A 24,003-nucleotide genomic window follows, 5' to 3' on the forward strand; every position below is an offset into this window, starting at 1 on the left:
AATGGACTTTTTTTAATATTTGAACGAAGTGTTCAATTTGATTTTACAATCCGCCAAAATAAAAATTAAAATTAATTTCATAAAACTATTGAAAAACTAATATATCGTGGTATTATTTAATCATCAACTTGATTCAAAGATTATTAATAAAAAACATAAAAGATGTCCTAGATGGAGAAATAATTATATGAAATTAGCAAAGATTTTAGGTTCTGTAGGAGTAGTTTCCGCAGCCGCATTAGCATTGGCTGCTTGTGGTCAAAGCGGTAGCAGTAATAACCAAGGAGCAAAGGATGCTAAGAAGTTTCCAGATTCAACTCCTAAGAAAGCTACCAAGCAAGGTGGTACCGTTTCTGTAGCATTGGAAACTGATACTCCATTTACTGGAATCTTTTCAGATGAATTATCAACCTCCGCACTTGACTCAAGTGTAGCTGCACCTGGTGAATAATCATTATTCGATACTGATGATTATTACAGAATTAACAATAAAGGTGCCGCAACTATGAAACTTGACCGTAAGGCCAAGACAGTAACCATCACTGTTAAGAAGGGTGTTAAGTGGTCAGACGGTAAGCAAGTAAATGCTAAAGACCTTGAATATCCATACGAAATCTTGGCAAACAAGAAGACTCAAGCACAACGTTACGATTCAACTCTTGAATCAATTCAAGGTATGAAAGAATACCACGAAGGCAAGGCTAAGACTATTTCCGGTATTGAAATGCCAGATGGTGAAAATGGCCGTACAATTGTAATTCACTACAAACAAATGAGACCAGGTATGTACTTCTCAGGTAACGGCTACTTCTGGGAATCAGCTGCACCATACCACTACTTAAAGAATATTCCATTTAACAAGCTTCAATCATGTGACCAAATCAGAAAGAAGCCATTATACTTTGGTCCATTTAAGCTTGATAAGCTTGTTCGTGGTCAATCAGTAACTTGGGTACCAAACAAGTACTACTGGAGAGGTAAACCAAAGTTAAACAAGGTTGTAATCCAAGTAGTTAGCCCTAACTCAGCTTCACAAGCTATTAAGAGTCACAAGTTCGATATCACTGGCGTAATTAACTCACAATGGGATCAAGTTAAGAACACCAAGGGTGTTAACTGGGTTGCTCAAGTTCCATTGGCATACAGCTACGTTGGTTTTAAGATGGGTAAATGGGACGCTAAGACTGGCAAGAATGTCATGGATAAGAACTCCAAGGTTGCCAACAAGTCATTGCGTCAAGCTATTGGTTACGCAATGAACATTGATGCCGTTAACAAGCGTTACACCCAAGGCTTGAGCTTCAGAGTTAATACTTTAATTCCTTCAGGCTTCGGTGCATACCACGACAGCAGCATCAAGGGCTACAACTACAACTTGAAGAAGGCTAACCAATTATTGGACAAGGCTGGCTACAAGAAGAAGGGTAAGTGGCGTGTACAACCTAACGGTAAGCCATTAGTACTTCACTTTGCTACTATGTCAGGTTCACCAAACGCTGAAGCTATTGCTCAAAACTACTTACAACAATGGCACAAGATCGGTTTGAACGTTAAGCTTACTGGTGGTCGTTTGATGGAATTCAACTCATTCTACGACAAGGTTCAACACGATTCTAAGGATATCGACTTCTTCCAAGCAGGTTGGAGCTTAGCTTCTGAACCATCACAAGGAAGCATGTACGGTGAAACTTCACCAATGAACTACGAACGTTTCGTAACTCCAGAAAACAACAAGTTGCTTGCTGAAATGGACTCAGAGAAGTCATTTGACACTAAGTACCGCGTAAAGGTCTTCCACCAATGGCAAAAGTACATGTACGATGAAGCCTTTGTAATCCCAACCAGCAACTCATACAGTATCAATGCTGTAAACAACAAGATCACCGGTTACTCAACTAAGCCATCACAAAACAACAACGGGCACCAATTATGGTACCAAGTAGGTTACGCTAAGTAATTAGGCACACTAGTAAAAATCTCCAAAATTCTAAACAATAAATAATCCTTTACATAAACTTTCATATTATAAAATCTAATAACTAACATAAAAAAGCGACAGATATCTTAAAAAAGATACCTGCCGTTTTCATGCTGTTGTAACTTTTTTGTAATAGTGATATTATGGATAAGTCAACTTGTTCCAAGTTATGGAGGATTTTTACTAATGAAAAAGGCAAAAGTTTTTGCTGGCATTACACTTTTATCAGGTGTTGCCCTTACACTAGCAGCTTGTGGTAAATCTGGCTCTAATGCCAATGAAGCTTCTAACGCCGCTAAATTTAGCCAAGCTGTTCCAACTAAAGCCACTAAAAATGGTGGTACAGTAAAGGTTGCGGTTGAAACTGATACACCATTTACTGGAATTTTTAATGATGAACTTTCAACTTCTAATACTGATAGTGAAGTTATGCAATATGGTGCTGAGAGTCTTTTTGGTACCGATGATCACTATGTGTTCAACAATAAGGGTGCAGCTACTATTAAGATTGATCAAAAGGCTAAGACTGCAACTATTAACATTAAGAAGGGTGTTAAGTGGTCAGATGGTAAGCAAGTAACCGCTAAAGACTATGAATATGCTTACGAAATCATTGCTAACAAGGATTCTAAGTCACAACGTTACACTGCAAGTTTAGCTGACTTGGTAGGTTTGAAAGAATACCACGAAGGCAAGGCAAGCACTATTTCTGGTCTTGAAATGCCAGATGGTGAAAATGGTCGTAAGGTTGTTCTTCACTTTAAGACTATGAAGCCAGGCATGAACACTAGTGGTAACGGCTATATTTGGGAAGCAGCTGCACCATACCACTACTTAAAAGATGTTAAATTCAAAGACTTAATGTCTAGTGATAAGATTCGTAAGAGACCGTTGTTCTTTGGTCCATACAAGTTACAAAAACTTGTTCGTGGTCAATCAACCACTTGGGTTCCTAACGAATATTACTACAAGGGCAAGCCAAAGATTACTAAGATTACCGCTACTGTAATCAACCCTAACTCAGTTGCTCAAAGTATTAAGTCAAACAAGTTTGACGTTATCCAAGTTATCAACTCACAATGGCCAAACGTTAAGAATACTAAGGGCGTTAACTTCATTGCTACTGTTCCACTTTCATACTCATACCTTGGCTTTAAGGTAGGTAAGTGGGACGCTAAGAAGGGCGAAAACGTAATGAACCCTAAGTCCAAGATGAACAACAAGGCTCTTCGTCAAGCCATTGGTTACGGTATGAACGTTAACCAAGTTGCTAAGCGTTACTCATACGGCTTAAGCTTTAGAATTCCTACTTTGATTCCTAAGCAATTCGGTGATTACTTCGATAAGGATGTAAAGGGCTACACTTACAACCTTAAGAAGGGTAACGAAATTTTGGACAAGGCAGGCTTTAAGAAGAAGGGCAAGTATCGTGTACAACCAAATGGTAAGCCTTTAACTATCCGTCTTGCAGCTATGACTGGTACTTCAAACCAAGAACCAATCGTTCAAAATTACATTCAACAATGGAAGAAGATGGGCTTGAATGTTAAGTTGACCGGTGGTCGTTTAATTGAATTCAACTCATTCTACGATAAGGTTCAACATGATGATCCATCAGTAGATATGTTTATCGGTGCCTGGTCACTTTCAAGTGAACCATCACCAAACGACCTTTACGGTGAAAAGTCACCAATGAACTATTCTCGTTTCGTAACTAAGAAGAATACTCAACTTCTTGATGAAATGGACTCACAAAAGGCATTTAATCACAAGTACCGTGTAGATAAGTTCCACGAATGGCAAAAGTACATGGATGACGAAGCTTACGTTCTTCCTGTATCAAACAGTTACACTATTACTGCAGTTAACAAGAAACTTACTGGCTACTCACTTAAGCCATCAGCTTCAATGGGTAACGGTTTCCCTAACTGGTACAATGTTGCTTATACTAAGTAAAATTAAGCTTAAAAACGAAAAGTCACTTCTAATTCTAGAAGTGACTTTTTTGCATTCAAAATATAGCACTAAAACTGGTATAATTTAAAGGTATAAAAGGGGCAATTTTATGGTAAGTACAAAATTTCTAAAAAAATTAAAAGATGAATATAATATTGAATTTAATAATGAAAAGCTATTAGAAGAAGCATTTACGCATTCCTCATATTCAAATGAGCATCCTAACGATGGAATTCGTGATTATGAAAAGTTGGAATTTTTAGGTGATGCCGTTCTTGAATTGGCTGTTTCTGATTATTTATACCGTCATTATCCTAAATTAAATGAAGGAGAATTAACACGGTTAAGATCTAATATTGTTAGAACTGAAGGATTCTCTGAATTTGCGATTGAATGTGGTTTTCAAAATGAAATTCATTTAGGTAATGGTGAGGAAAAAGCTGGTGCTCGTAATCGTAAAACATTGTTGGAAGACGTTTTTGAAGCATTCAATGGCGCTTTATTCCTTGACCAAGGGATGCCAGCAGTTGAACATTTTTTGCATTTAACTGTTTATCCATTGATTGATAAAGGCGAATTTGATGATTCACGTGATTATAAGACCGATTTGCAGGAGTTATTACAACAAAATGGTCCAGTAAATATTGAATATTCGGTACTTAGTGAATCACAATTGCCATCACATTTTGTAGTTGAATTAAAGATTAATGATCAAGTTCAAGCACAAGGTGAAGGTCATAACAAGAAAGCTGCAGAACAACAAGCCGCTAAAGCAGCTTTACAAAAATTAGAGTAAGGGGATTTAAAAAGGTGCCATTAACAGAATTAGTGCTCGATGGTTTTAAATCATTTGCTGACAGAACAACTATTCATTTTAATGATGGAATAACTGGTATTGTTGGTCCTAATGGGAGTGGTAAAAGTAATATTACAGAAGCTATTCGTTGGGTAATGGGTGAATCCAGCGCTAAGTCTCTTCGTGGAACAAACATGAAGGACGTCATTTTTGCTGGTAGTCAATATCGTAAGCCATTAAATAAAGCTGAAGTTACCTTAATTTTTGATAATCGCAAACGTGAATTAGCATTTGATACGGACGAAGTTTCAATTACTAGAAATATTTTACGTTCTGGCGATAGTGAGTTTTTGATTAATGGACAGCAAGTCCGCATGCGTGATGTACGGACGCTTTTTCTTGATTCTGGTATATCGCAAAATAGCTTAGCCATTATTTCTCAGGGACGAGTTGATCAAATCTTAAATTCACGTCCGGAACAGCGCCGCGTAATTTTTGAAGAAGCTGCGGGTGTGCTTCACTTTAAACAGCAAAAAGAAGCAGCTCAAGGGCAACTTAATAAGACTCAAGATAATTTGATTCGAATTAATGATTTAGTAAAAGAACTTGAGGGCCGCTTAGAGCCGCTGCATGAACAAAGTTCGCTAGCCAAAGAATATAAGTTTCAAAAGGCTGGTTTAGATAAAGAACTAAAGAGTTTATTAGCATTTGAAATCGAAGATATTAATAAGCAAAAAGAAACTATTCAAAAATCAGCTGATAAGAATAAGATTTTATTATCAAAATTAGATGCTGAAGTTAAAGAATCTCAAAATGCGGTCTCAGAAAAAAGAGCAGAGTACCAAAAAATTCGGGATGAACGAGAAAAAGTTCAAAATGAATTATTAAAATTAAGTCAGCAATTATCAGATTTGAATGCTAACTTGCAAATGGCTGAACAATCACGTCAATTTGATGATGCTACTAAGATCGAATATCAAAATCAAGTTGAAACGCTGAAGAAGAGCCTGGTACAACTGAACGCTCATTTGGAAAGTTTACAAAAAGATCAAGCTAGCCTTAAGAAGCAACAATCGGTTTTACAAGAAAAGCGGGATAAGCTTACAGGTGAATTGAGTGAAAATCCAGAAGAACTCAATAAGAAACTGGAGGATTGTCGTAACGACTACATTCAATTATTGCAAGATCAAGCTGCGGTTAACAATCAAGTAATTAACTTGAATACTGAGCTAAAACGTAGTAAGGCTGACACCACTTATCAAAGCAATGATGTGGGTAAACAACTATCTGAAGCTAAAGCAGAACTGGAAAAATTACGAGCCGAAGGTAAAGATCTAACTGCTAAACGTAAAGACAAAAATGCGGCTTTTGCTGAAGCCAGTGATCAAAGTAATGACTTGAATGATCAAATTAGGCGTCTGCAGCAAACAGTTAATGATGAGCGGAATAAACTGGAAAAGATCGAAGCCCGTCATGAAGCTTTAATTAATATTCAAAAACGTCATGAAGGTTATTACTACGGTGTCCGTAACGTCTTGAATCATTTAAATGATTTCCTTGGCGTAATTGGTGCCGTAGGTGAGTTGCTTACTTTCCCAGCTGAACTTGAAGCAGCGATGACTACAGCTCTTGGTGGCGGCGTTCAAGATTTGATTACAGATAGCCGTAATAGTGCTAAAAATGCAATTAATCAGTTAAAACGCAGTAGAGCTGGTCGTGCCACATTTTTGCCATTAGATGGGTTACGCCAATATACCATTCCACAATCTACAGTAACTACCTTGAAGTCCTTTAATGGATTCAAGGGAATTGCCAGTGAGCTAGTAGAAAGCAAAACGGATCATAATATTACTGCCGCAATTAATTACTTGTTAGGCAGTGTTGTGATTGTCGATACAATCGAAAACGCAATGGCAATTTCTCAACGAATTGGACGTTACCGAATAGTTACTTTAGATGGGGATGTTGTTTCACCGGGTGGTTCTATGACCGGTGGACAAAAGAACCTGCGCAATAATTCACCATTGCAAACGGCAACTGAAATTAATCAGTTAGAAAAGCAAATCAGTAGTTTAACTAGATCATTTAAGGAAGACCAAGCACAATTAAAAGATTTGGTTGATCAAAGCGTTAAAGTAGAAAATAAGTTGCAAAAATTGCATGATTCTTTGCAAGAAATTAATCAAACGATTAATGAAGCAGCTATTTCTTTCCAAAATCAAGAAAAAGAGGTTAAGCGACTTCAAGATGCTAATACTTTATATGAATCACGTGTGAAGCAGCGGAATGATCATATAGTTGAATTGCAAAAGCAGATTGCAGAAGCAAATGATAAGCAGGCTCTTTTATCTAAACAAGGTGAAGAGAAAAAGAGCCAAATGAATGAATTGCAATCGCGTATTAAGAACTTTAATAATTTAAGTCAACGTGTGCAAAGTGAATTATCCAAGCTTGATCCACAAATTGCAGTTTTTGCAAATAAATTAGAAAATCTAGCTGTTCAAGAAAAAGATAAACGCAATCAAATTGATAATAATAAAAAGCAGGCTGCTGATTTAAAGGAGAAATTAACAGATCTTAATCAAAATGGAGAACTTTCTGTTAAGAAGAACACCGATTTAAAGAAGCAGAAGGAAAAAATTAAACAAAAGAACGAACAACTGCAAAATAAATTAAATGAGCTTAGTTCACAACTTGGACAATTTGATGCGCAAATTAATCAGTTAGATCAAGTTGCTAGCCGAAATTATGATTTGCGTAAGGATGCGGCAATCGAACAGGAAGATTATTCTGTTAAAATTGCAAAGTTTAATAGTTTGATTGATCAACGCTTAGAAACTTTGCGTGATGATTATGCATTAACATTTGAAGCCGCTATTGCTCAAGCTGAAGGTCAAAATGATCAAGAAACTCGAGAAAAATTAGCTAAAAGTGTTAAACTGCATCGAATGTCACTTGAAGACATTGGCCCAGTTAATTTGGATTCTATTCAAGAATATGAAGATGTTAAAAAGCGTTATGACTTCTTGAATGGTCAACAAAATGACTTGCTTAAAGCTCGTGATGACCTTGAAAAATCAATGAATGAATTAGATGAAGAGGTTAAGAGTCGATTTAAAGCAACATTTGAGGCAGTGGCTGAAAGCTTTAAGCGGATTTTCCCACTTGTCTTTGGCGGTGGAAAGGCTAAGCTTGAATTAACTGAACCAAATAATTTATTAGAAACAGGAATTGAGATTATCGCTCAGCCACCTGGCAAGAAGTTACAGCGTTTAAGTTTGCTCTCTGGTGGTGAACGGGCATTAACTGCGATAACATTATTATTTGCAATGTTGCAGGTAAATCCAGTACCATTTTGTTTACTTGATGAGGTTGAAGCAGCGCTTGATGATGCAAATGTCACACGTTTTGCTCAATTTTTGCTTAAATATAATTTAAAGACACAGTTTATTGTGATTACTCATAGACGAGGAACAATGAAGCAAGCTGATCAATTGTATGGTGTGGTAATGCAAGAATCTGGTATATCTCAAGTATTGTCAGTATCATTAAAAGAAATGAAAAAGAAAAACGGGGTGAAATAATTGGGATTATTTGATCGAATTAAAAAGTCTCTCTTTGGTAAAAAAGATGACGAAGAAGAGAAAAAAGAAGAGCAGGAAAAACAAGAAGAAGTAGAGCAAAAACAGGACGATAGTGAAGCAGTTGCTCAAGAGGAACAATCTGAAGAATCTGCTGAATCTGACAAGCAAGAAGAAACAGAACCCATTGAAGAGGATAACGAGTCTGAAGCTTCAGGAGAAGTAGCAGAGGATGAAGAAAAGCCTGAATCTGAAGAAACCGCTGAAATTGAAGAGGAACAGGAAACAGAACCTCAAGAATCTGAAACTACTGAAGAGGCGGAAACCGAAACAGACGAGGAAGAACCTGAAACTGAAGAACTAGAAGAAGATGAAGATTCCTCACAAGAAGAACTTTATGAAAAAGGTTTGGAAAAAACCAATAAAGGTTTTGGTGCTCGACTTAATGCATTCTTTGCTAAATTTAGAACTGTTGATGAGGACTTCTTTGATGATTTGGAAGATTTATTGATTGAATCTGATGTAGGTTATGAGACAGCAGAACAATTAACCGATGAACTTCGTGAAGAAGCCAAATTGCAAAATGCCAAATCTCGTGATGATCTGAAAAAGGTTATTGTTGAAAAATTGGTTGACTTGTATGACAAGGGTGGCAACAGTGAAGATGAAAAGTTAATTTATCACCCTGAAGATAAGCCTAATGTTTATCTCTTTGTCGGCGTCAATGGTGCAGGTAAAACTACTACTATTGGTAAGCTTGCAAAACGCTTTAAAGATGAAGGTAAGTCAGTTATCATGGCTGCAGCTGATACCTTCAGAGCCGGTGCCGTAGAACAATTAGTTGAGTGGGGCAAACGCGTTGATGTTCCTGTAGTAACTGGAAAAGAAAAAGCTGATCCTGCTTCTGTTGTTTATGATGCAACTGAACGTGCAATTAATGAAAAAACTGATTACTTGTTAGTTGATACTGCTGGCCGTTTGCAAAACAAAAAGAACCTCATGGCTGAGCTAGAAAAGATTCAAAGAACTATTAAAAAGCTTCTGCCTGACCAACCAACTGAAACATTATTGGTTCTTGACGGTTCAACCGGACAAAATGCCTTGCTCCAAGCTAAAGATTTTGATAAGACAACCAAATTAACGGGTCTGGTTTTAACTAAGCTTGATGGTTCATCTAAAGGTGGGGTAGTCTTGGCTATCCGTAATGAGATGAACTTACCGGTTAAATTGGTTGGACTTGGTGAAAAAGCTGAAGATTTGGCTGATTTTGATGCCGCAAATTATGCAATTGGTCTTTTCCATGGCTTAGTCTAGTGATAAAGTTTAAGTGTATATAGTTTTATAAGGAGAATTTTATGAAAGAATATAGTGCATGTACTACTATCTTGGTAGGTAAAAAAGCCTCAATCGATGGTACTACTATGATTGCTCGTAATGATGATACATTCCGTCCAATCACCCCACAAAAGTTTATTATCGAACCAGCTCGTCATGGTGAAAAGAAACACATTAAGTCATGGCTTAACAAGTTTGAAATGGATTTACCAGAAGACGCTCAACGTGTTCCAGCTGTTCCAAACGTTGATTACAAGCATCGCGGTTATTACGACGAAAGTGGTATTAACGAAGAAAACGTTGCTATGTCATGTACTGAATCAACATATGGTAATGAACGTACTTTAGCATTTGATCCACTTGTTAAAGATGGTTTGGATGAAGACTGTATGCAAACTTCAGTTTTGCCATATATTCATTCCGCTAGAGACGGTGTTAGATACTTAGGTAAGTTGATTGCTAAGTATGGTTCACCAGCTGGTAATTCAGTTCTTTTCAGTGATAAAGACGAAATTTGGTACATGGAAATTGTTACTGGTCACCATTGGGTTGCAGAACGTATCCCAGATGATTGTTATGCAGCTACTGGTAACCGTGTGGCAATTGAACAAGTTGATTTTGATAATCCTGATTACTTCATGTGGAGTGAAGGAATTCAAGAATTTGTTGAAGAACATCATTTAAATCCTGATCATGAGGGCTGGAACTTCCGCCACATTTTTGGTACTTACACCGAACAAGACCGTCACTACAACACTAATCGTCAATGGTACATTCAAAAGTTGTTTAACCCAGAAATTGAACAAGATCCACAAGATGGTGATATTCCATTCATTCGTAAGGCTGCTAAAAAGATCACTAAAGAAGATATTCAATTTGCTTTGGGTTCACACTACCAAGACACTCCATATGATCCATTTGGCAAAGGTACTGAAGAAGAAAAGCACCGCTATCGTCCAATTGGTTTGAACCGTACCCAAAATGCCCACATTTTGCAAATTAGAAGTGATGTGCCAGAAGATCGTGCAGCTATTATGTGGCTATGTATTGGTGGTCCAACCTTTACTCCATTTGTTCCATTCTTTGCTAATATGAATGATACTGATCCTTCATATAACAATACTTCAATGGATTACAACATGAATGATGCATGGTGGTACTACAAGTCATTTGCTGCACTTGTTGAAAGTCATTACCCACAATTTGTTCAACTTGACACTACATACTTAACTGAACTTAACCGTTACTTCAGAGATCGTGTTGAAGAAATTATTAAGGGTGCTGATGGCAAATCAGGTGAAGAATTAACTGATTACTTGACTAAGGAAAACCAAAAGACAGTTGCTCATACTCGTGAGGAAACTGAAAAGCTTTGGGGTCAAATGATGATTGATTCAATTAACATGTCTAAGTTAACCTTCAACATGGATGAGAACCTTTAATTTAAAATTCAAAAAACAGTTCAACATTGTTGAGCTGTTTTTTCTTCGGCTAGTATAATTGAGTTAATGAATTGAAAGAATCTGAAATGATGACAGAAAGTACTATTGGATCATTTTTTACTAGAATTAGCAATGAAGTAGAAAAGCAAATGGATGCTGATTTAAAGAGTTTTAATATCAGTGCAAATGAATTAGAAGTTTTGATTGAATTGGAACACCATAAGCATGGCAAGACATATGACAAATTAGCCAAGGAGCTTCATGTAACTAAGGATAAAGTTGAAGAATTAGTAAAAAGTTTAGTTGCTAAAGATTTAGTTACTGATGATAATGCCACCGTGATTTCTACTGAAGATGGTAAGGAAGTTTGCAAGAAAGTAGAGAAGCACCGCAGAGAGACTGATCAAACCATTACTCAGATGCTTAGCAAAGATGAGACTATAGGTTTAGTTAATGTTTTAAAGAAAATGCTGGAAAAAGAAGAAAATTAGGCAAAAAAAGATCAACTGCTGCAATTTACAACAGTTGATCTTTTTTATTAAAAATTATTTTTTCTTATCTAGGACTGAATGGTGAATACCATAGCAGAAATAAATAATTAAACCGAAGATAAACCAAATACCAGCGTAGAGCTTAGCTTGATAATCTAAGCCTAAGAAAACGATTAATGCAGCTAAGAAGCCTAGAGCAGGCAATACTGGATAAAATGGCATCTTGAATGATGGATCATCAATATCTTTACCTTCACGTGGACGTAATTTATAGATACCAAGTGATACAAACATGAATGCGATTAAAGTACCAGCTGAAACTAATTGAGACAGCATAGAGAATGGGAAGAAAGCACCAAGCAAAATACTACCGATAGTCAAAGTCCAAAGTGCATTGTTAGGACGACGGTCAGAATTTAATTTGCCCAACCATTTAGGTAACATACCATCACGACCAAATGAGTAAATTAATCTAGATCCAGCCATTCCCATACCGATCAAGGCGGTAAACATACCTAAAACAGCAATAGTTTGAACGACGACAGCAACTATTGGGTGCCCAGCATAACGTAAAGCCAAACCAACAGGTTCTGCAGAGTTAGCATACATCTTGTAAGGCATCATACCGATCAATACCAAACTAACACCTACAAAAAGTGTAACGGCAATTGCTAATGAGCCTAAAATTCCACGAGGCATTGTCTTTTGCGGATTAATAGCTTCTGCCGAATTAGCAGCAATTGAATCAAAACCGATGTAGGATAAGAAAATCATTGATACACCAGCATAAATTCCTTGCCAGCCACCAAATGGTCCGTGAGTAGTAGGACGATATTTAGGAATAAATGGTGTAAAGTTAGCGCTTTTAATGGCTGTTAATCCAACTACGATAAAGATCAAGATGGCTAAAACTTTAAGTATAACTAATCCATTTTCTACTCGAGCAGCTCTTGAGACCCCATGCCCAATTAAAAGAGCGACTAATAAAATAGAAACAAGTGAAATTGCATCAATAACTCCACCATTAGTACCAAAAGCGTTGGACAAAGAAGCAGGTAATTTTAATCCTATAGGTGCAATTAATGCCCTGAAGTTAGCAGAAAGTCCAGATCCTACGAATGCTAAAGCAATAAAGTATTCAGCTAAAAGAGCCCATCCGGCTACCCATCCCCAAAATTCGCCGAATACCACATTGATCCATGAATAAGCGGATCCTGCAAATGGCATGGCAGCGGCCATTTCGGCATAAGCAAATGCTACTAAACCGGCAGCAATTGCAGCTAAAATAAATGAAATTGCAACCGTTGGTCCAGTATGTAATGCAGCAACTTCACCGGGCAAGGTAAAGATTGAAGCTGAGACGATCGTCCCAACCCCTAAGGCTAAGAAATCTTTAACCTTTAATGATCGAACCAGGTGTCCATCTTTATTTTCATAAACACGTGGATCTTCTTTTTTGTTCATTCGTTGCCAAAGATTCACAATACAATTCCCCTTTATGTTAAAAATAAGATTACTTAATTATAATTAAAAATACGTTAAAAAATCAACCGTAAGTAGTTCAAATTTCGTATTTTTAATGAGAAAAAAGATAGATTTTGTCTTCATGATTTAAATGATAATTAACATTTTTGGTAGTATCATTTTTTTGATATACTAAAGACTGGTGAAAATTAATGGATGAATTAACTAAAAATGAAGAATTAGGCGACCTATATGCCTATTATGGTTCTTTATTAACTAAAGGACAGCAATCTTATTTTGAAGATTATTATTATAATGATCTATCATTAGGAGAGATTGCGGTTAATCATAATGTATCTCGGCAAGCTATTTATGATAATTTAAAACGCTCCACTAAAATTTTGAAAAATTATGAAGCCAAATTACATATGCGGCGTGATAATAATCATATTGAAGATGTGCTAGCAGATGCACTTTTGTCGATAGATAATAATGATAGTCAAACTGCTAAAAAAGAAATAACCAATTTATTAAATCAATTGAGGGGAGAGTAAACCCATGGCTTTTGAAAATTTAAGTGAAAGAATTCAAAAAGCATTAAAAAATTTAACTGGTAAAGGTAAAGTTTCAGAAGAGGATATTAATAAGGCTAGTCGTGAAATTCGACTTGCATTGTTAGAAGCCGATGTTAACTTCAAGGTTGTTAAGGACTTTATCAAGACTATTAAAAAAGAGGCCCTTGGCAAAGAAGTTCAAGAAAGTTTAAATCCGGGCCAACAAGTAATTAAAATCGTTAATGAACAATTAACGAAGATGATGGGTGAAGAAGCAGTTCCTTTAAACAAGTCTAAGCATATTCCAACTATTATTATGATGGTTGGTTTGCAAGGTACTGGTAAGACTACCACTGTTGGTAAATTAGCATATCATTTACAAAAGACGCAAAAGGCTCGTCCGCTTTTGATTGCTGGAGATATTTATCGTCCTGCCGCTGTTGACCAATTAAAGCAAATTGGTGAACAATTAAAGGTGCCTGTCTTTAGCGAAGATGGTGAAAAAGATGTTGCTAAGATTGTACAGGATGGTTTAGCTGAAGCTGATAAAAACAAGAATGATTATGTTTTAATCGATACTGCCGGTCGTTTAGAAATAGACGAACCATTAATGGAAGAATTGGAACGTGTTAAGAAAGTTGCACAGCCAGATAACATCCTTTTAGTAGTTGATGCCATGACTGGTCAAGCAGCTACAGACGTTGCTAAAGGCTTTGATGAGCGACTTGATGTTACCGGAGTAATTTTAACTAAGTTAGACGGTGATACTCGTGGTGGTGCTGCACTTTCAATTCGTGCAGTTACTGGTAAGCCAATTCTATTTACTGGTCAAGGTGAAAAACTAAGTGATTTGGATGTCTTCCACCCAGATCGAATGGCTTCCAGAATTCTTGGGATGGGTGATATGCTTTCCTTAATTGAGAAGGCACAACAAGATTACGATGCCAAGGAAGCTGAAAAAGTCGCTGAAAAGATGCGAGAAAATACTTTTGACTTCAATGACTTTGTTGATCAAATGAAGCAAGTGCAAAAAATGGGTCCGCTTGATCAAATTATGAAGATGATTCCTGGGATGGCAAATAATCCACAGTTGAAGAACTTAAATGTTGATCAAAAGCAAATTGATCATACAATTGCCATTGTTTATTCAATGACTGAAGCAGAACGTGAGGATCCAGATTTGTTGAATCCAAGTCGCAGAAGAAGAATTGCTGCCGGTTCTGGTCGCCCCGTTGTCGAAGTTAACCGTATGATTAAACAATTTAAACAAATGCGGGAAATGATGAGCAAGATGACTAAGGGCAATATGAAGGGATTAAGCAACTTGCCAGGGATGGATTCACCAATGGCCAAGATGGCTATGCGTCGTTTAAATAAGAACTTTAAGAAGAACAAAAAGAAGCGTATGCGTAAGATTAAGAGATTCCATTCTTAAAAAAATAAAGGTGTTAAGGAAAAACACTTTACACCCATTTATTTTGGTGGTATATTATTAATCGTTAAGTTTTAGGAGGAAATTAATTTATGTCAGTTAAAATTCGTATGCACCGTGCTGGTGCCAAGAGAAAGCCATTCTACAGAATCGTTGTTGCAGACTCACGTATGCCACGTGATGGTCGTTTCATCGAACAAGTTGGTTACTACAACCCAGTTTCACAACCAAAGGAATTGAAGCTTGATGAAGACAAGATCTTTGATTGGTTACAAAAGGGTGCACAACCTTCAGACACTGTTAGATCACTTCTTTCAGGTGCTGGCTTGATGGCTAAGTTGCACGATGCAAAATACAACAAGTAATTTTGCGATTATTTAAAAGCTTGATGCCAAGTGCTTCAAGCTTTTTTTATTACTTAAAAAGGAGCATGCATGGAATATTTTGACGTTGCACGAATTTTAACAACTCATGGATTGAATGGTGAAGTCAAAGTTAACGTGATTACGGACTTCCCAGAAGAGCGTTTTGCTGAAGGGATGCATTTATCACTTAGAAGCGATACTAAACGTGTATTGACTATTGAAAAAAGCCGTCCATTTAAACAATTTTGGTTAATTCAATTTAAAGAAATTACAGATATTGATCAAGCAGAAAAATTACGAGGCCAAATCCTGGTAGTAAGCGAAGAAGATCGTGGCGAATTACCTGACGGTGTTTATTATTATAAAGACATCTTTGATTGCGATGTGATTGATGAAGAAACTGGTAAAAATATCGGTAAAATCGTTGATATCCAATCTCCAGGTGCAAATGATATTTGGCTTGTACGTGAAGATAGTGGCAAGGAATATTGGATTCCAAACATTGCCGATGTTGTTAAAAAAGTTGATGTAGCTGCCAAAAAAGTTTATGTAGAATTAATGGAGGGGTTACGAGATGAAGATTAATGTATTGACGCTTTTTCCCGACATGTTTACACCTTTGAAAGTATCGATGTTAGGACGTGGTTTAGAAGATGGTAAGTGGGATCTCAATTTAGTTAATTTCCGTGATTTCACAACAGATGTACATCACCACGTAGATGATACTCCTTATGGCGGCGGCGCTGGTATGGTACTCCAAATCATGCCAATTAAAAAAGCACTTAATTCTTTATCTTCTACTGGTAAAGTTATTATTACCGCTCCACAAGGAAAAACTTTTAATGAACAAATGGCACAAGACTGGGCAAAAGAAGATGAATTAACTTTTATTTGTGGTCACTATGAAGGCTTTGATCAAAGAGTCTATGACTTAGCCGATGAAACTGTTTCAATTGGAGATTATGTGCTAACTGGTGGGGAATTACCAACTATGAGTATGATTGATGCTACTGTTCGACTTTTGCCTGGTATTTTAGGTAACGCTGCTAGTCCAGTAGAAGAAAGCTTTTCACATGGCTTATTAGAATATCCGCAATATACTCGCCCAGCTGATTTTGAAGGTCAAAAAGTGCCTGAAGTATTAACTAGTGGCAATCACCAAAAAATAGCTGAGTGGCGACACAAAGAAGCGCTTAAAGCAACTTATCTTCATCGTCCTGATATGTTAAAAGATCGTCAGTTGACTATTGAAGAAAAGAAAATGCTAGAAGAAATCAAATCAGAGCTTGATTAAGCTGGCTTGATTTGTTAAACTATTCATCGTGGCAAGTGTCACTAATTAAAGTTATGGGTGTTCCGCTGACGCTGGTGCGTGGATGAATGCCGAAGAAGGAGAAAAATATATTATGGATCCATTAATTCAAGAATTGACTAAAGAACAAATTCGTGACGATATTCCTGCTTTCCGTGCAGGTGATACTGTTACTGTTCACGTACGTGTTGTTGAAGGTACTCACGAACGTATTCAGTTGTTCGAAGGTGTTGTAATTAAGAAGAAGGGTACTGGCATCGGTGCTACTTACACTGTTCGTAAGATTGCTTCAGGTGTTGGTGTTGAAAGAACCTTCCCAGTTAACGACCCACGTGTTGCTAAGGTTGAAGTTAAGCGTCATGGTCGTGTGCGTCGTGCTAAGCTTTACTACTTACGTGAACGTCACGGTAAGTCAGCAAGAATTGCTGAAGCACGTCGTTAATCATAACGTCGATATAGAAAAGCTAGTTCCAAACGGAACTAGCTTTTTTGTTTTGATAAATATTTTTAAAGTAATTTATATATAAGTGACAATCATTTAATAATATATTCGTAGTTTGTGAATAATAATATCGTGGAACTCATGTGAAACTGCAAATTAAAATCACAAAGTCACTTTAATATGCAGTGATAGCATTGATAATATAATAAATCTGAATTGTGAAGTAAATTTCACAAACAGAGATATTGAGTGTGGAATTAAAGCGAAAGCCGCCATTTATCCACAATGGCGGCTTTTAATTGATATTAAATTGATTACATTATACTATATTTAATTTAGATGTAAAATAATTTTGACTAATATTATAATTAATATATCAGAAATAGAAACAGGTGAGATGATTGAATTATCCTAAAGAATTACTGGCAGAAGTAAAAGAGAGATCAAAGGGCATGCGTTTAGAAGGAATTAATTCAGGAAGTGGCCCAAGACATCCCTTGCTAATGATCGTAGGCGAAGCGCCAGGACGCAATGAAATCGTTAATAATATTCCATTTAGTGGTGACGCCGGAAAGGAACTGGATAAATCACTAAAGCAAATTGGTTTATCACGAGATCAAGTTTATATTACTAGTGCTGTTCGTAGCCGCCCTTTTAGTGTGAAAAAAGTTTTTAGTAAACGAGAAAATAAAGAAGTAATTAAAAGACCAAATCGTAAACCTACTAAGAAAGAAGTGTTAGCACATGCTCCTTTTTTAGACTATGAAATGCATTACGCAGATCCACAAGTCATTGTTGCTTTAGGTAACACCGGATTAGAGCGACTGCTTGGCCCAGGTCATAAGATTTCTGCTGAACATGGTAAGGTTATTGAGAATACACCAATTCTTGAACTTAATGAAGCTAAAGATGGATATGTTTGCTCGAAAAAGAAATATACGGTTATTCCAGAATATCATCCTGCGGCTGTATTTTATAATCGTAAATTAAGTGATGATATTGTAAAAGATTGGGAAGCAATAAAACCTTACATCGATAAAGAAAGAGAAAATAATGAGTAATGAAACTTTTTTAATCCCTATTAGACAAAATAATGATTTATCCGATATTGCTCTTAATGAGTTGCGAATGGATTTGGATGAGCATCCCTTGCACCAAAGAGCTTATGCAGAGCTAGCCTATTTACCGGGTAACAGCCGTAAATATAGTCTTAACAGTGTAAAAACAATTGATAGCCCATTAAGAAATAAAAAGATCTTATTTTTAGGTTCTTCTGTCACATTTGGTTTTGGTGCATTAGGGGAATCTTTTGTAGACTACTTATGGAAAAAAGATGGCATTGCTGCTATTAAAGATGCAGAAAATGGCACTACTTTGGTAGATCAAGATGCCAGTTATCATGGTGATTCTTATGTTGTTCGTTTTAAGGAAAATCTTAAAACATCAATTGATATGTTGGTTTTGCAACTTTCTACTAATGATGCGCGTACAAACCAGAAGCTGGGAGAAATTAGTCAAAATGACCATTTTGATGTAAAAACAATTATCGGTGCGATGGAATATATTATTAGTCAAGCTCTGACTACATGGCATTGTCCAATTTTGATCTATACAAATCCTTATTTTGAAAGTGATTTGTATAATCAGATGGTAAAAGCAACACATCAATTAGCTAAAAAATGGAATATTAAAGTTCTGGATTTATATAATGATCCGAATTTTAAAGACCAACCTGCTCTTTATATGGCAGACGAAATTCATCCGACCCGTGCAGGTTATTTAGAAAAATGGCTGCCAGTTTTTGAAAATAAATTAACTGAAATTTTGACGAAAAAATAAACCCAAGCTTTTTGCTTAGGTTTAAATATTAATCGATATTATTTCTGTAAAGGCCAACTACTTTACCTAAAATACTTACTTTGGATAAGATAATTGGTGCCATTGTATCATTTTCTGGTTGTAAACGGTAGTGATCGTTCTCTTTATAAAAGCGTTTAACTGTAGCTTCATTTTCATCAGTCATGGCTACGACAATTTCGCCGTTATTAGCGGTATTTTGCTTTCTGACAATGACGCTGTCACCGTTTAAAATTCCCGCATTAATCATACTCTCACCGTGAACTTTTAACATGAAGAGTTCACCAGCATCGTTTTCAAGATCAGGTGGAAGTGGGAAATATTCATCTATGTCTTGAACTGCTAAGATAGGTTGACCAGCAGTGACCACACCAACAACTGGGATTTTCTTTGGCTTAATGCCCAATTCCTTTTTACCTTCATCGGTAATTTCAAGTGCACGAGGCTTAGTTGCATCCTTGATTAAAAGACCTTTGCGTTCTAAGCGGGCTAGATGACCGTGAACAGTAGATGTAGAAGAAAGTTTGACCGCAGCACAAATCTCTCGCACTGTTGGTGGAAAACCACGGCGTTCTACAGTATCATAAATATAGCGTAAAATTTCTAGTTGTTTAGTATCGTTGTTTTTCTTAGACATAATTTTTCTCCGTTATTGTAAAAAAGATAGTATTTATGATTATTTTAACAAATAAATAGCATAATCTCAAACAAATGTTCTATAAAAAGCATCTTTTTTTATTGTATAAAATACGGTAGACTAAAGATTGTTAATGTGAGGTGAATATAAAATGAATAAAGATGCAATGAGTAAAGAAGAAGAAAAAAAGGTAACTGATCGAATTAATGAACTTTACCATAAGAAAGAAAAGGAAGGCTTAACTCCCGAAGAGGAACAAGAACGTAAAGAACTTCACAAAAAATTCCTTGCCAACTTCAGAGCTGCATTTAAGCAAGACGTTGAAAATATGGTAATTATCGATAAAAACGGTAAAGAAGTAACCTCAGAAAGAGCAAAACGTGCTCAAAGAAGAAAAGGTCTTAGAAAAGATTAATTAAGCCTTTTAAAAAAGTGAAAAATTATGTAAGATATTATTGTTAGTTAGATGGAGGATATAATATGAATTTAGGTTTAGCAATATTTTTGATTATTATTGCACTTTTAGTTGGTGCAACAGCAGGTTTTTATGGTGCAAGAGCATACATGAAGAAATACTTTAAGGAAAATCCTCCTATTAGTGAAGATATGATCGTTGCTATGATGTCTCAAATGGGACAAAAGCCTTCTAACAAGAAGGTTCATCAAGTAATGAACATGATGAAGCATCAACAAAAGTAATTATTAGATTATTTTGTGTTGTTAAGGCGAAGGATTATTCCTTCGTCTTTTTCGGTGTTCTTTTTAAAGAATGGAGTGAGTAAATGAACATATTTAAAAAACTGGGTTGGTTTTTTAAACAAGAAAGGAAACGTTATATTATCGGAATTACTTTTCTTGCTTTAACCTCTTTGGCCAACTTAATTCCGCCAAGAGTATTAGGACTGATGGCGGATCAGCTGGATCAAGGTCACATCTCGTGGGGGCAATATGGGATGTTGATTCTAGCTGTTTTGGCTGCCGCCTTCGTTTTATATATTTTGCGCTACTTTTGGCGTAAGCAAATTTGGGGCGGGGCCGCAGAACTAGAACGACAAGTGCGTTCTAAACTGTTCGACCACTTTATGATCATGGACAGAACATTTTATCAGCGCCACCGAACCGGTGACTTGATGGCCCATGCAACTAACGATGTGACTTCTATTCAAAACGTAGCCGGTGATGGCGTTTTAACTTTAGTCGACTCTCTTGTCATGGGATTATCAACTATGATTGCCATGATCATTTTCGTTGATTGGAGACTGACTATCGTTGCTTTATTGCCACTGCCATTTTTGGCACTAGGTGCTTGGAAGCTTGGGGGTCGTTTGCATGATGCTTTTGATAAGTCACAGGCGGCTTTTTCACGTTTGAATAATAAGACCCAAGAATCCGTTTCAGGCATCAAGGTGCTGAAGACCTTTGGTCAAGGAAAAGAAGATACTCAGGCCTTTGACAAAATGGTCGATGACACAATTAATATCAATAAAAAAGTGTTTGTATGGGACTCCTTATTTGATCCATTGGGTACGGCAATTATCGGTGCAACCTATGTAATTACCATTATTTATGGTGGACTTTTAGTTACAAATAAAGTGCTATCGATTGGTCAGCTCGTTTCCTTCATTGCCTATATTGCCAACATGGTTTGGCCGATGTTTGCGATTGGTTATTTGTTCAATATTTTGGAAAGAGGTAGTGCGAGCTACGACCGTGTAGAAAAGCTACTTTATGAAAAGCCTTTAATTACTGATGCCCACGCTGATCAAAGTATTAGGGCTCAAGACTTACAAGGTGATTTGCATTTTGATATTAAGTCGTTTGCTTATCCTGATGAAAAGGATATTCCAGTATTAAAGAACATCGATTTCACCTTAAAACCTGGTCAAACTTTAGGTTTAGTAGGTCGTGTAGGTGCTGGTAAAACGACAATCATTCAGCTGCTATTGAGAGAATTCGACCAATATGACGGTGAAATCACCTTAAATGGCATCAATATCAAGAAAATTCCGCTTAAAGTTTTACTTAGCCAAATATCTTATGTTCCCCAGAACAACTTCCTCTTTTCAACGAGTATTGGTAGAAATATTGCTTTCTCAGAGGCAGATGCAGGCAAAAATGAGATTGCGGTAGCTGCTAAGAAGAGTGATTTGCACGATGATGTTTTACAAATGCCACAGGGCTATGAGACTTTAGTCGGTGAAAATGGACTTTCACTTTCTGGTGGTCAACGTCAAAGAATGTCCATTGCCCGTGCTTTGCTTAAAGATAGCCAAATTTTGATTTTGGATGATGCTTTATCAGCGGTTGATGCAAAGACTGAAACCGAAATTCTAACTTCTTTGAGAAATGAAAGAAAAGATAAGACCACGATGATTGCGGCACATAGATTGACATCGGTCATGGATGCCGATTTGATCTTAGTCTTAAAAGACGGTCAAATTATTGAACGAGGCAATCACCAAGATCTGCTCAAAGAAAATGGCTGGTATGCGGAAATGTGGCGTAGACAAGAATTGCAAGCAAAGGTGGGTGAAGATGTAGATGAATAATGAAGAAAAGCAAGAATCAGTGTGGTCTAAGGCAATCCCATTTAAAGAGCAGGTAGCGATTTTTAAACGTTTGATGGGCTTTGTTAAACACTTCAAGTTTGAAATGACCATTGCCTTGATTGGCGCCTTCTTAGTCAGCATTATCAATATTTTGCTTCCGCGTGGATTGCAATATTTCTTAGACAACTTTTTGCTTAAACAAAGTGCAACTGTCCAAATTATTCTGTTTGCGGGTTTGCTTTATGCAGTAGGTTCCATTTTAAAAGCGGTCATTCAGTTTACTTACCAATATTTCTTTGCTTTGGGTTCTGAAAAGACCTTGGAAAGCATTAGAAGAGCGCTTTATCGAAAATTGCATAAGTTAGGGATGCGCTATTTTGACCAAACTCCTGCCGGTTCAATCGTTTCAAGAGTTACTAACGATACGATGACTCTTAGCAACTTCTTGACTGTGCTTTCAACTGTAGTAATTGGTGCTTTTTCTGTGGTTACAGCATTGGTCGCAATGTTTACTACGAACGTGATTGCGGGCTGGATTGTTTTAGCGTTTGTGCCAATTTTGCTCTTTGTTATTTGGCTCTATTCGCAAAAGAGTTCGCGGCTTTATCGTAACTATCGTGAACGGTTGAGTAGAATTAACGCTAACTTGAATGAGTCAATTGAGGGCGTCTCGATTATTCAGCAGTTTAACCAAGAAAAGAGAATGACCAACCAATTTGAGGGTGAAAATGGTGGGTTGATGAATACGCGTTTCAACATGATCCGTATTAACTCATTGCTGCTTTCGCCTTTGACTAGTTTGCTTTATTCATTGGCTTTAGCCGTAACGTTGATGTATTTCGGTTTTCCATTGCAGGCAACATTTGTGCCAGCTGGTGTGGTATATGCTTTCTCACAATACTTATCACAATTGTTTAATCCAATTTCAACTATGATGGACCAGATGACATTCTTCCAAGATGGTATCGTAGCCGGTAAGAGAATCTTTGCGATTTTAGATGATGAACAATATGAGCCAAAGCAAGATGCACAAGAAGGGCTTACTATTAGCCGCGGTAAGATTGAATTTAAGCATGTTAGTTTTTCTTATGACGGTAAAAATGAAATCTTGCATGATATTTCATTCGTAGTAAATTCAGGTGAAACTTTAGGTATTGTGGGTCATACTGGCTCTGGTAAAAGCTCGATTATCAATGTAATGATGCGCTTTTATGAATTTGGTAAGGGCGAGATCTTAATTGATGATATAGATATCAGAAAATACCCTAAAGAAGAATTGCGTAAAAAGCTGGGGCTTGTTTTGCAGGAACCATTCATGTTTTATGGTGATATTTCTTCTAATATTCGTTTATATAATAAGAATATTACCGATGAACAAATTAAAGACGCAGCTAAGGCAGTTCAAGCAGATCAATTTATTGAAAAGATGCCAGGTAAATATCACGCAAAGGTAATTGAAGGCGGCGAAGAATTAAGTCAAGGTCAGCGTCAATTAATTTCTTTTGCTAGAACATTGGTTACAGACCCTAAAGTTTTGGTATTGGACGAAGCCACAGCTAACGTTGATACCGAAACTGAAACTATGATCCAACAGGGACTTAAACGTTTACGTAAAGGTAGAACAACTTTAGCGATTGCTCACCGTTTGTCTACAATTGCCGATGCGGATCAAATTATCGTGTTAGACAAGGGGAGAATCATTGAACGTGGTAACCATGAACAGCTTCTTGCTAAGAAGGGTTACTACTACAATTTGTATACTCTGCAGAACAATGAAAATAAAGAGTAGTTAATAAAAGACGTTTTCCATGA

At 36.7% G+C, this 24,003-nt stretch carries 20 protein-coding genes and 1 pseudogene; 19 read left to right on the forward strand and 2 right to left on the reverse strand.

The annotated features are described in order from the left end of the window. Window positions 1-187 precede the first annotated feature (187 nt). The 7 genes and pseudogenes from CP357_RS00005 to CP357_RS00035 all read left to right on the forward strand — a co-directional run bounded on the left by CP357_RS00005 (window position 188) and on the right by CP357_RS00035 (window position 11,579). Window positions 188-1,957: pseudogene (locus CP357_RS00005) on the forward strand (oligopeptide ABC transporter substrate-binding protein). 207 nt (window positions 1,958-2,164) lie between these two features. Further along, entirely contained in the window at window positions 2,165-3,934 is a 1,770-nt protein-coding gene (locus tag CP357_RS00010; protein WP_098036232.1) for an oligopeptide ABC transporter substrate-binding protein, read from the forward strand. Window positions 3,935-4,043: 109 nt separating this feature from the next. After that, on the forward strand, window positions 4,044-4,730 hold the full coding sequence (gene rnc / locus CP357_RS00015) for a ribonuclease III (protein ID WP_025005830.1): 687 nt from the start codon (window positions 4,044-4,046) through the stop codon (window positions 4,728-4,730). Between the two features lie 14 nt (window positions 4,731-4,744). Further along, window positions 4,745-8,314 carry a chromosome segregation protein SMC gene (gene smc, locus CP357_RS00020; protein ID WP_098036233.1) on the forward strand — a complete coding sequence of 1,190 codons (3,570 nt, stop codon included), beginning with the start codon at window positions 4,745-4,747 and terminating at the stop codon, window positions 8,312-8,314. Continuing rightward, window positions 8,315-9,625 carry a signal recognition particle-docking protein FtsY gene (gene ftsY / locus CP357_RS00025; protein WP_098036234.1) on the forward strand — a complete coding sequence of 437 codons (1,311 nt, stop codon included), beginning with the start codon at window positions 8,315-8,317 and terminating at the stop codon, window positions 9,623-9,625. A 41-nt stretch (window positions 9,626-9,666) separates the two neighbouring features. Beyond that, window positions 9,667-11,088: a C69 family dipeptidase gene (locus CP357_RS00030; protein WP_025005827.1), complete on the forward strand. Its 1,422-nt coding sequence runs from the start codon at window positions 9,667-9,669 to the stop codon at window positions 11,086-11,088. A gap of 89 nt (window positions 11,089-11,177) precedes the next feature. Continuing rightward, window positions 11,178-11,579, forward strand: a complete 402-nt coding sequence (locus CP357_RS00035; RefSeq protein WP_369822584.1) for a MarR family winged helix-turn-helix transcriptional regulator — start codon at window positions 11,178-11,180, stop codon at window positions 11,577-11,579. A gap of 54 nt (window positions 11,580-11,633) precedes the next feature. On the opposite strand, the gene CP357_RS00040 is transcribed toward CP357_RS00035, so the two are convergent. Further along, entirely contained in the window at window positions 11,634-13,061 is a 1,428-nt protein-coding gene (locus CP357_RS00040; protein WP_098036235.1) for an APC family permease, read from the reverse strand. A 194-nt stretch (window positions 13,062-13,255) separates the two neighbouring features. Between CP357_RS00040 and ylxM the strand changes: the two genes are divergently transcribed. From ylxM to CP357_RS00080, 8 genes are all read left to right on the forward strand, one after another. After that, entirely contained in the window at window positions 13,256-13,597 is a 342-nt protein-coding gene (ylxM, locus tag CP357_RS00045; protein WP_087176752.1) for a YlxM family DNA-binding protein, read from the forward strand. Window positions 13,598-13,601: 4 nt separating this feature from the next. Further along, window positions 13,602-15,032 carry a signal recognition particle protein gene (gene ffh, locus CP357_RS00050; RefSeq protein WP_098036236.1) on the forward strand — a complete coding sequence of 477 codons (1,431 nt, stop codon included), beginning with the start codon at window positions 13,602-13,604 and terminating at the stop codon, window positions 15,030-15,032. Between the two features lie 89 nt (window positions 15,033-15,121). Further along, a complete protein-coding gene (gene rpsP, locus CP357_RS00055) occupies window positions 15,122-15,394 on the forward strand; it encodes a 30S ribosomal protein S16 (RefSeq protein WP_025006364.1) in 273 nt (90 codons plus the stop codon). A 69-nt stretch (window positions 15,395-15,463) separates the two neighbouring features. Beyond that, window positions 15,464-15,979, forward strand: coding sequence for a ribosome maturation factor RimM (gene rimM / locus CP357_RS00060; RefSeq protein WP_025006363.1), 516 nt, complete (start codon window positions 15,464-15,466; stop codon window positions 15,977-15,979). After that, complete coding sequence (gene trmD, locus CP357_RS00065; RefSeq protein ID WP_025006362.1) at window positions 15,969-16,688, forward strand: tRNA (guanosine(37)-N1)-methyltransferase TrmD; 720 nt, start codon at window positions 15,969-15,971, stop codon at window positions 16,686-16,688. The genes rimM and trmD overlap by 11 nt, the downstream gene beginning before the upstream one ends. Window positions 16,689-16,800: 112 nt before the next feature. Next, window positions 16,801-17,148, forward strand: coding sequence for a 50S ribosomal protein L19 (rplS, locus tag CP357_RS00070; protein ID WP_003629071.1), 348 nt, complete (start codon window positions 16,801-16,803; stop codon window positions 17,146-17,148). A 401-nt stretch (window positions 17,149-17,549) separates the two neighbouring features. Continuing rightward, complete coding sequence (locus CP357_RS00075) at window positions 17,550-18,209, forward strand: uracil-DNA glycosylase (RefSeq protein ID WP_087176750.1); 660 nt, start codon at window positions 17,550-17,552, stop codon at window positions 18,207-18,209. Beyond that, window positions 18,202-18,987 (forward strand): SGNH/GDSL hydrolase family protein, encoded by a 786-nt coding sequence (locus CP357_RS00080; RefSeq protein WP_098036237.1) that lies wholly within the window; start codon window positions 18,202-18,204, stop codon window positions 18,985-18,987. Before CP357_RS00075 ends, CP357_RS00080 begins: the two co-directional genes overlap by 8 nt. Before the next feature lie 28 nt (window positions 18,988-19,015). Here the strand turns inward: CP357_RS00080 and lexA are convergent, their stop codons facing one another. Further along, window positions 19,016-19,642, reverse strand: a complete 627-nt coding sequence (lexA, locus tag CP357_RS00085) for a transcriptional repressor LexA (protein ID WP_025006359.1) — start codon at window positions 19,640-19,642, stop codon at window positions 19,016-19,018. Window positions 19,643-19,793: 151 nt separating this feature from the next. On the opposite strand from lexA, the gene CP357_RS00090 reads away from it, so the two are divergent. From CP357_RS00090 to CP357_RS00105, 4 genes are all read left to right on the forward strand, one after another. Continuing rightward, window positions 19,794-20,057, forward strand: coding sequence for a DUF896 domain-containing protein (locus tag CP357_RS00090; protein WP_081776580.1), 264 nt, complete (start codon window positions 19,794-19,796; stop codon window positions 20,055-20,057). Between the two features lie 65 nt (window positions 20,058-20,122). Further along, window positions 20,123-20,341 (forward strand): YneF family protein, encoded by a 219-nt coding sequence (locus tag CP357_RS00095; protein ID WP_013438154.1) that lies wholly within the window; start codon window positions 20,123-20,125, stop codon window positions 20,339-20,341. An 83-nt stretch (window positions 20,342-20,424) separates the two neighbouring features. Further along, entirely contained in the window at window positions 20,425-22,191 is a 1,767-nt protein-coding gene (locus CP357_RS00100) for an ABC transporter ATP-binding protein (protein ID WP_098036238.1), read from the forward strand. After that, complete coding sequence (locus CP357_RS00105) at window positions 22,184-23,980, forward strand: ABC transporter ATP-binding protein (RefSeq protein ID WP_198995827.1); 1,797 nt, start codon at window positions 22,184-22,186, stop codon at window positions 23,978-23,980. Before CP357_RS00100 ends, CP357_RS00105 begins: the two co-directional genes overlap by 8 nt. Window positions 23,981-24,003 lie beyond the last annotated feature (23 nt).

This window comes from Lactobacillus sp. UMNPBX6, assembly GCF_002553975.1.
In the GTDB taxonomy this organism is placed as follows: Bacteria; Bacillota; Bacilli; order Lactobacillales; family Lactobacillaceae; genus Lactobacillus; species Lactobacillus gallinarum.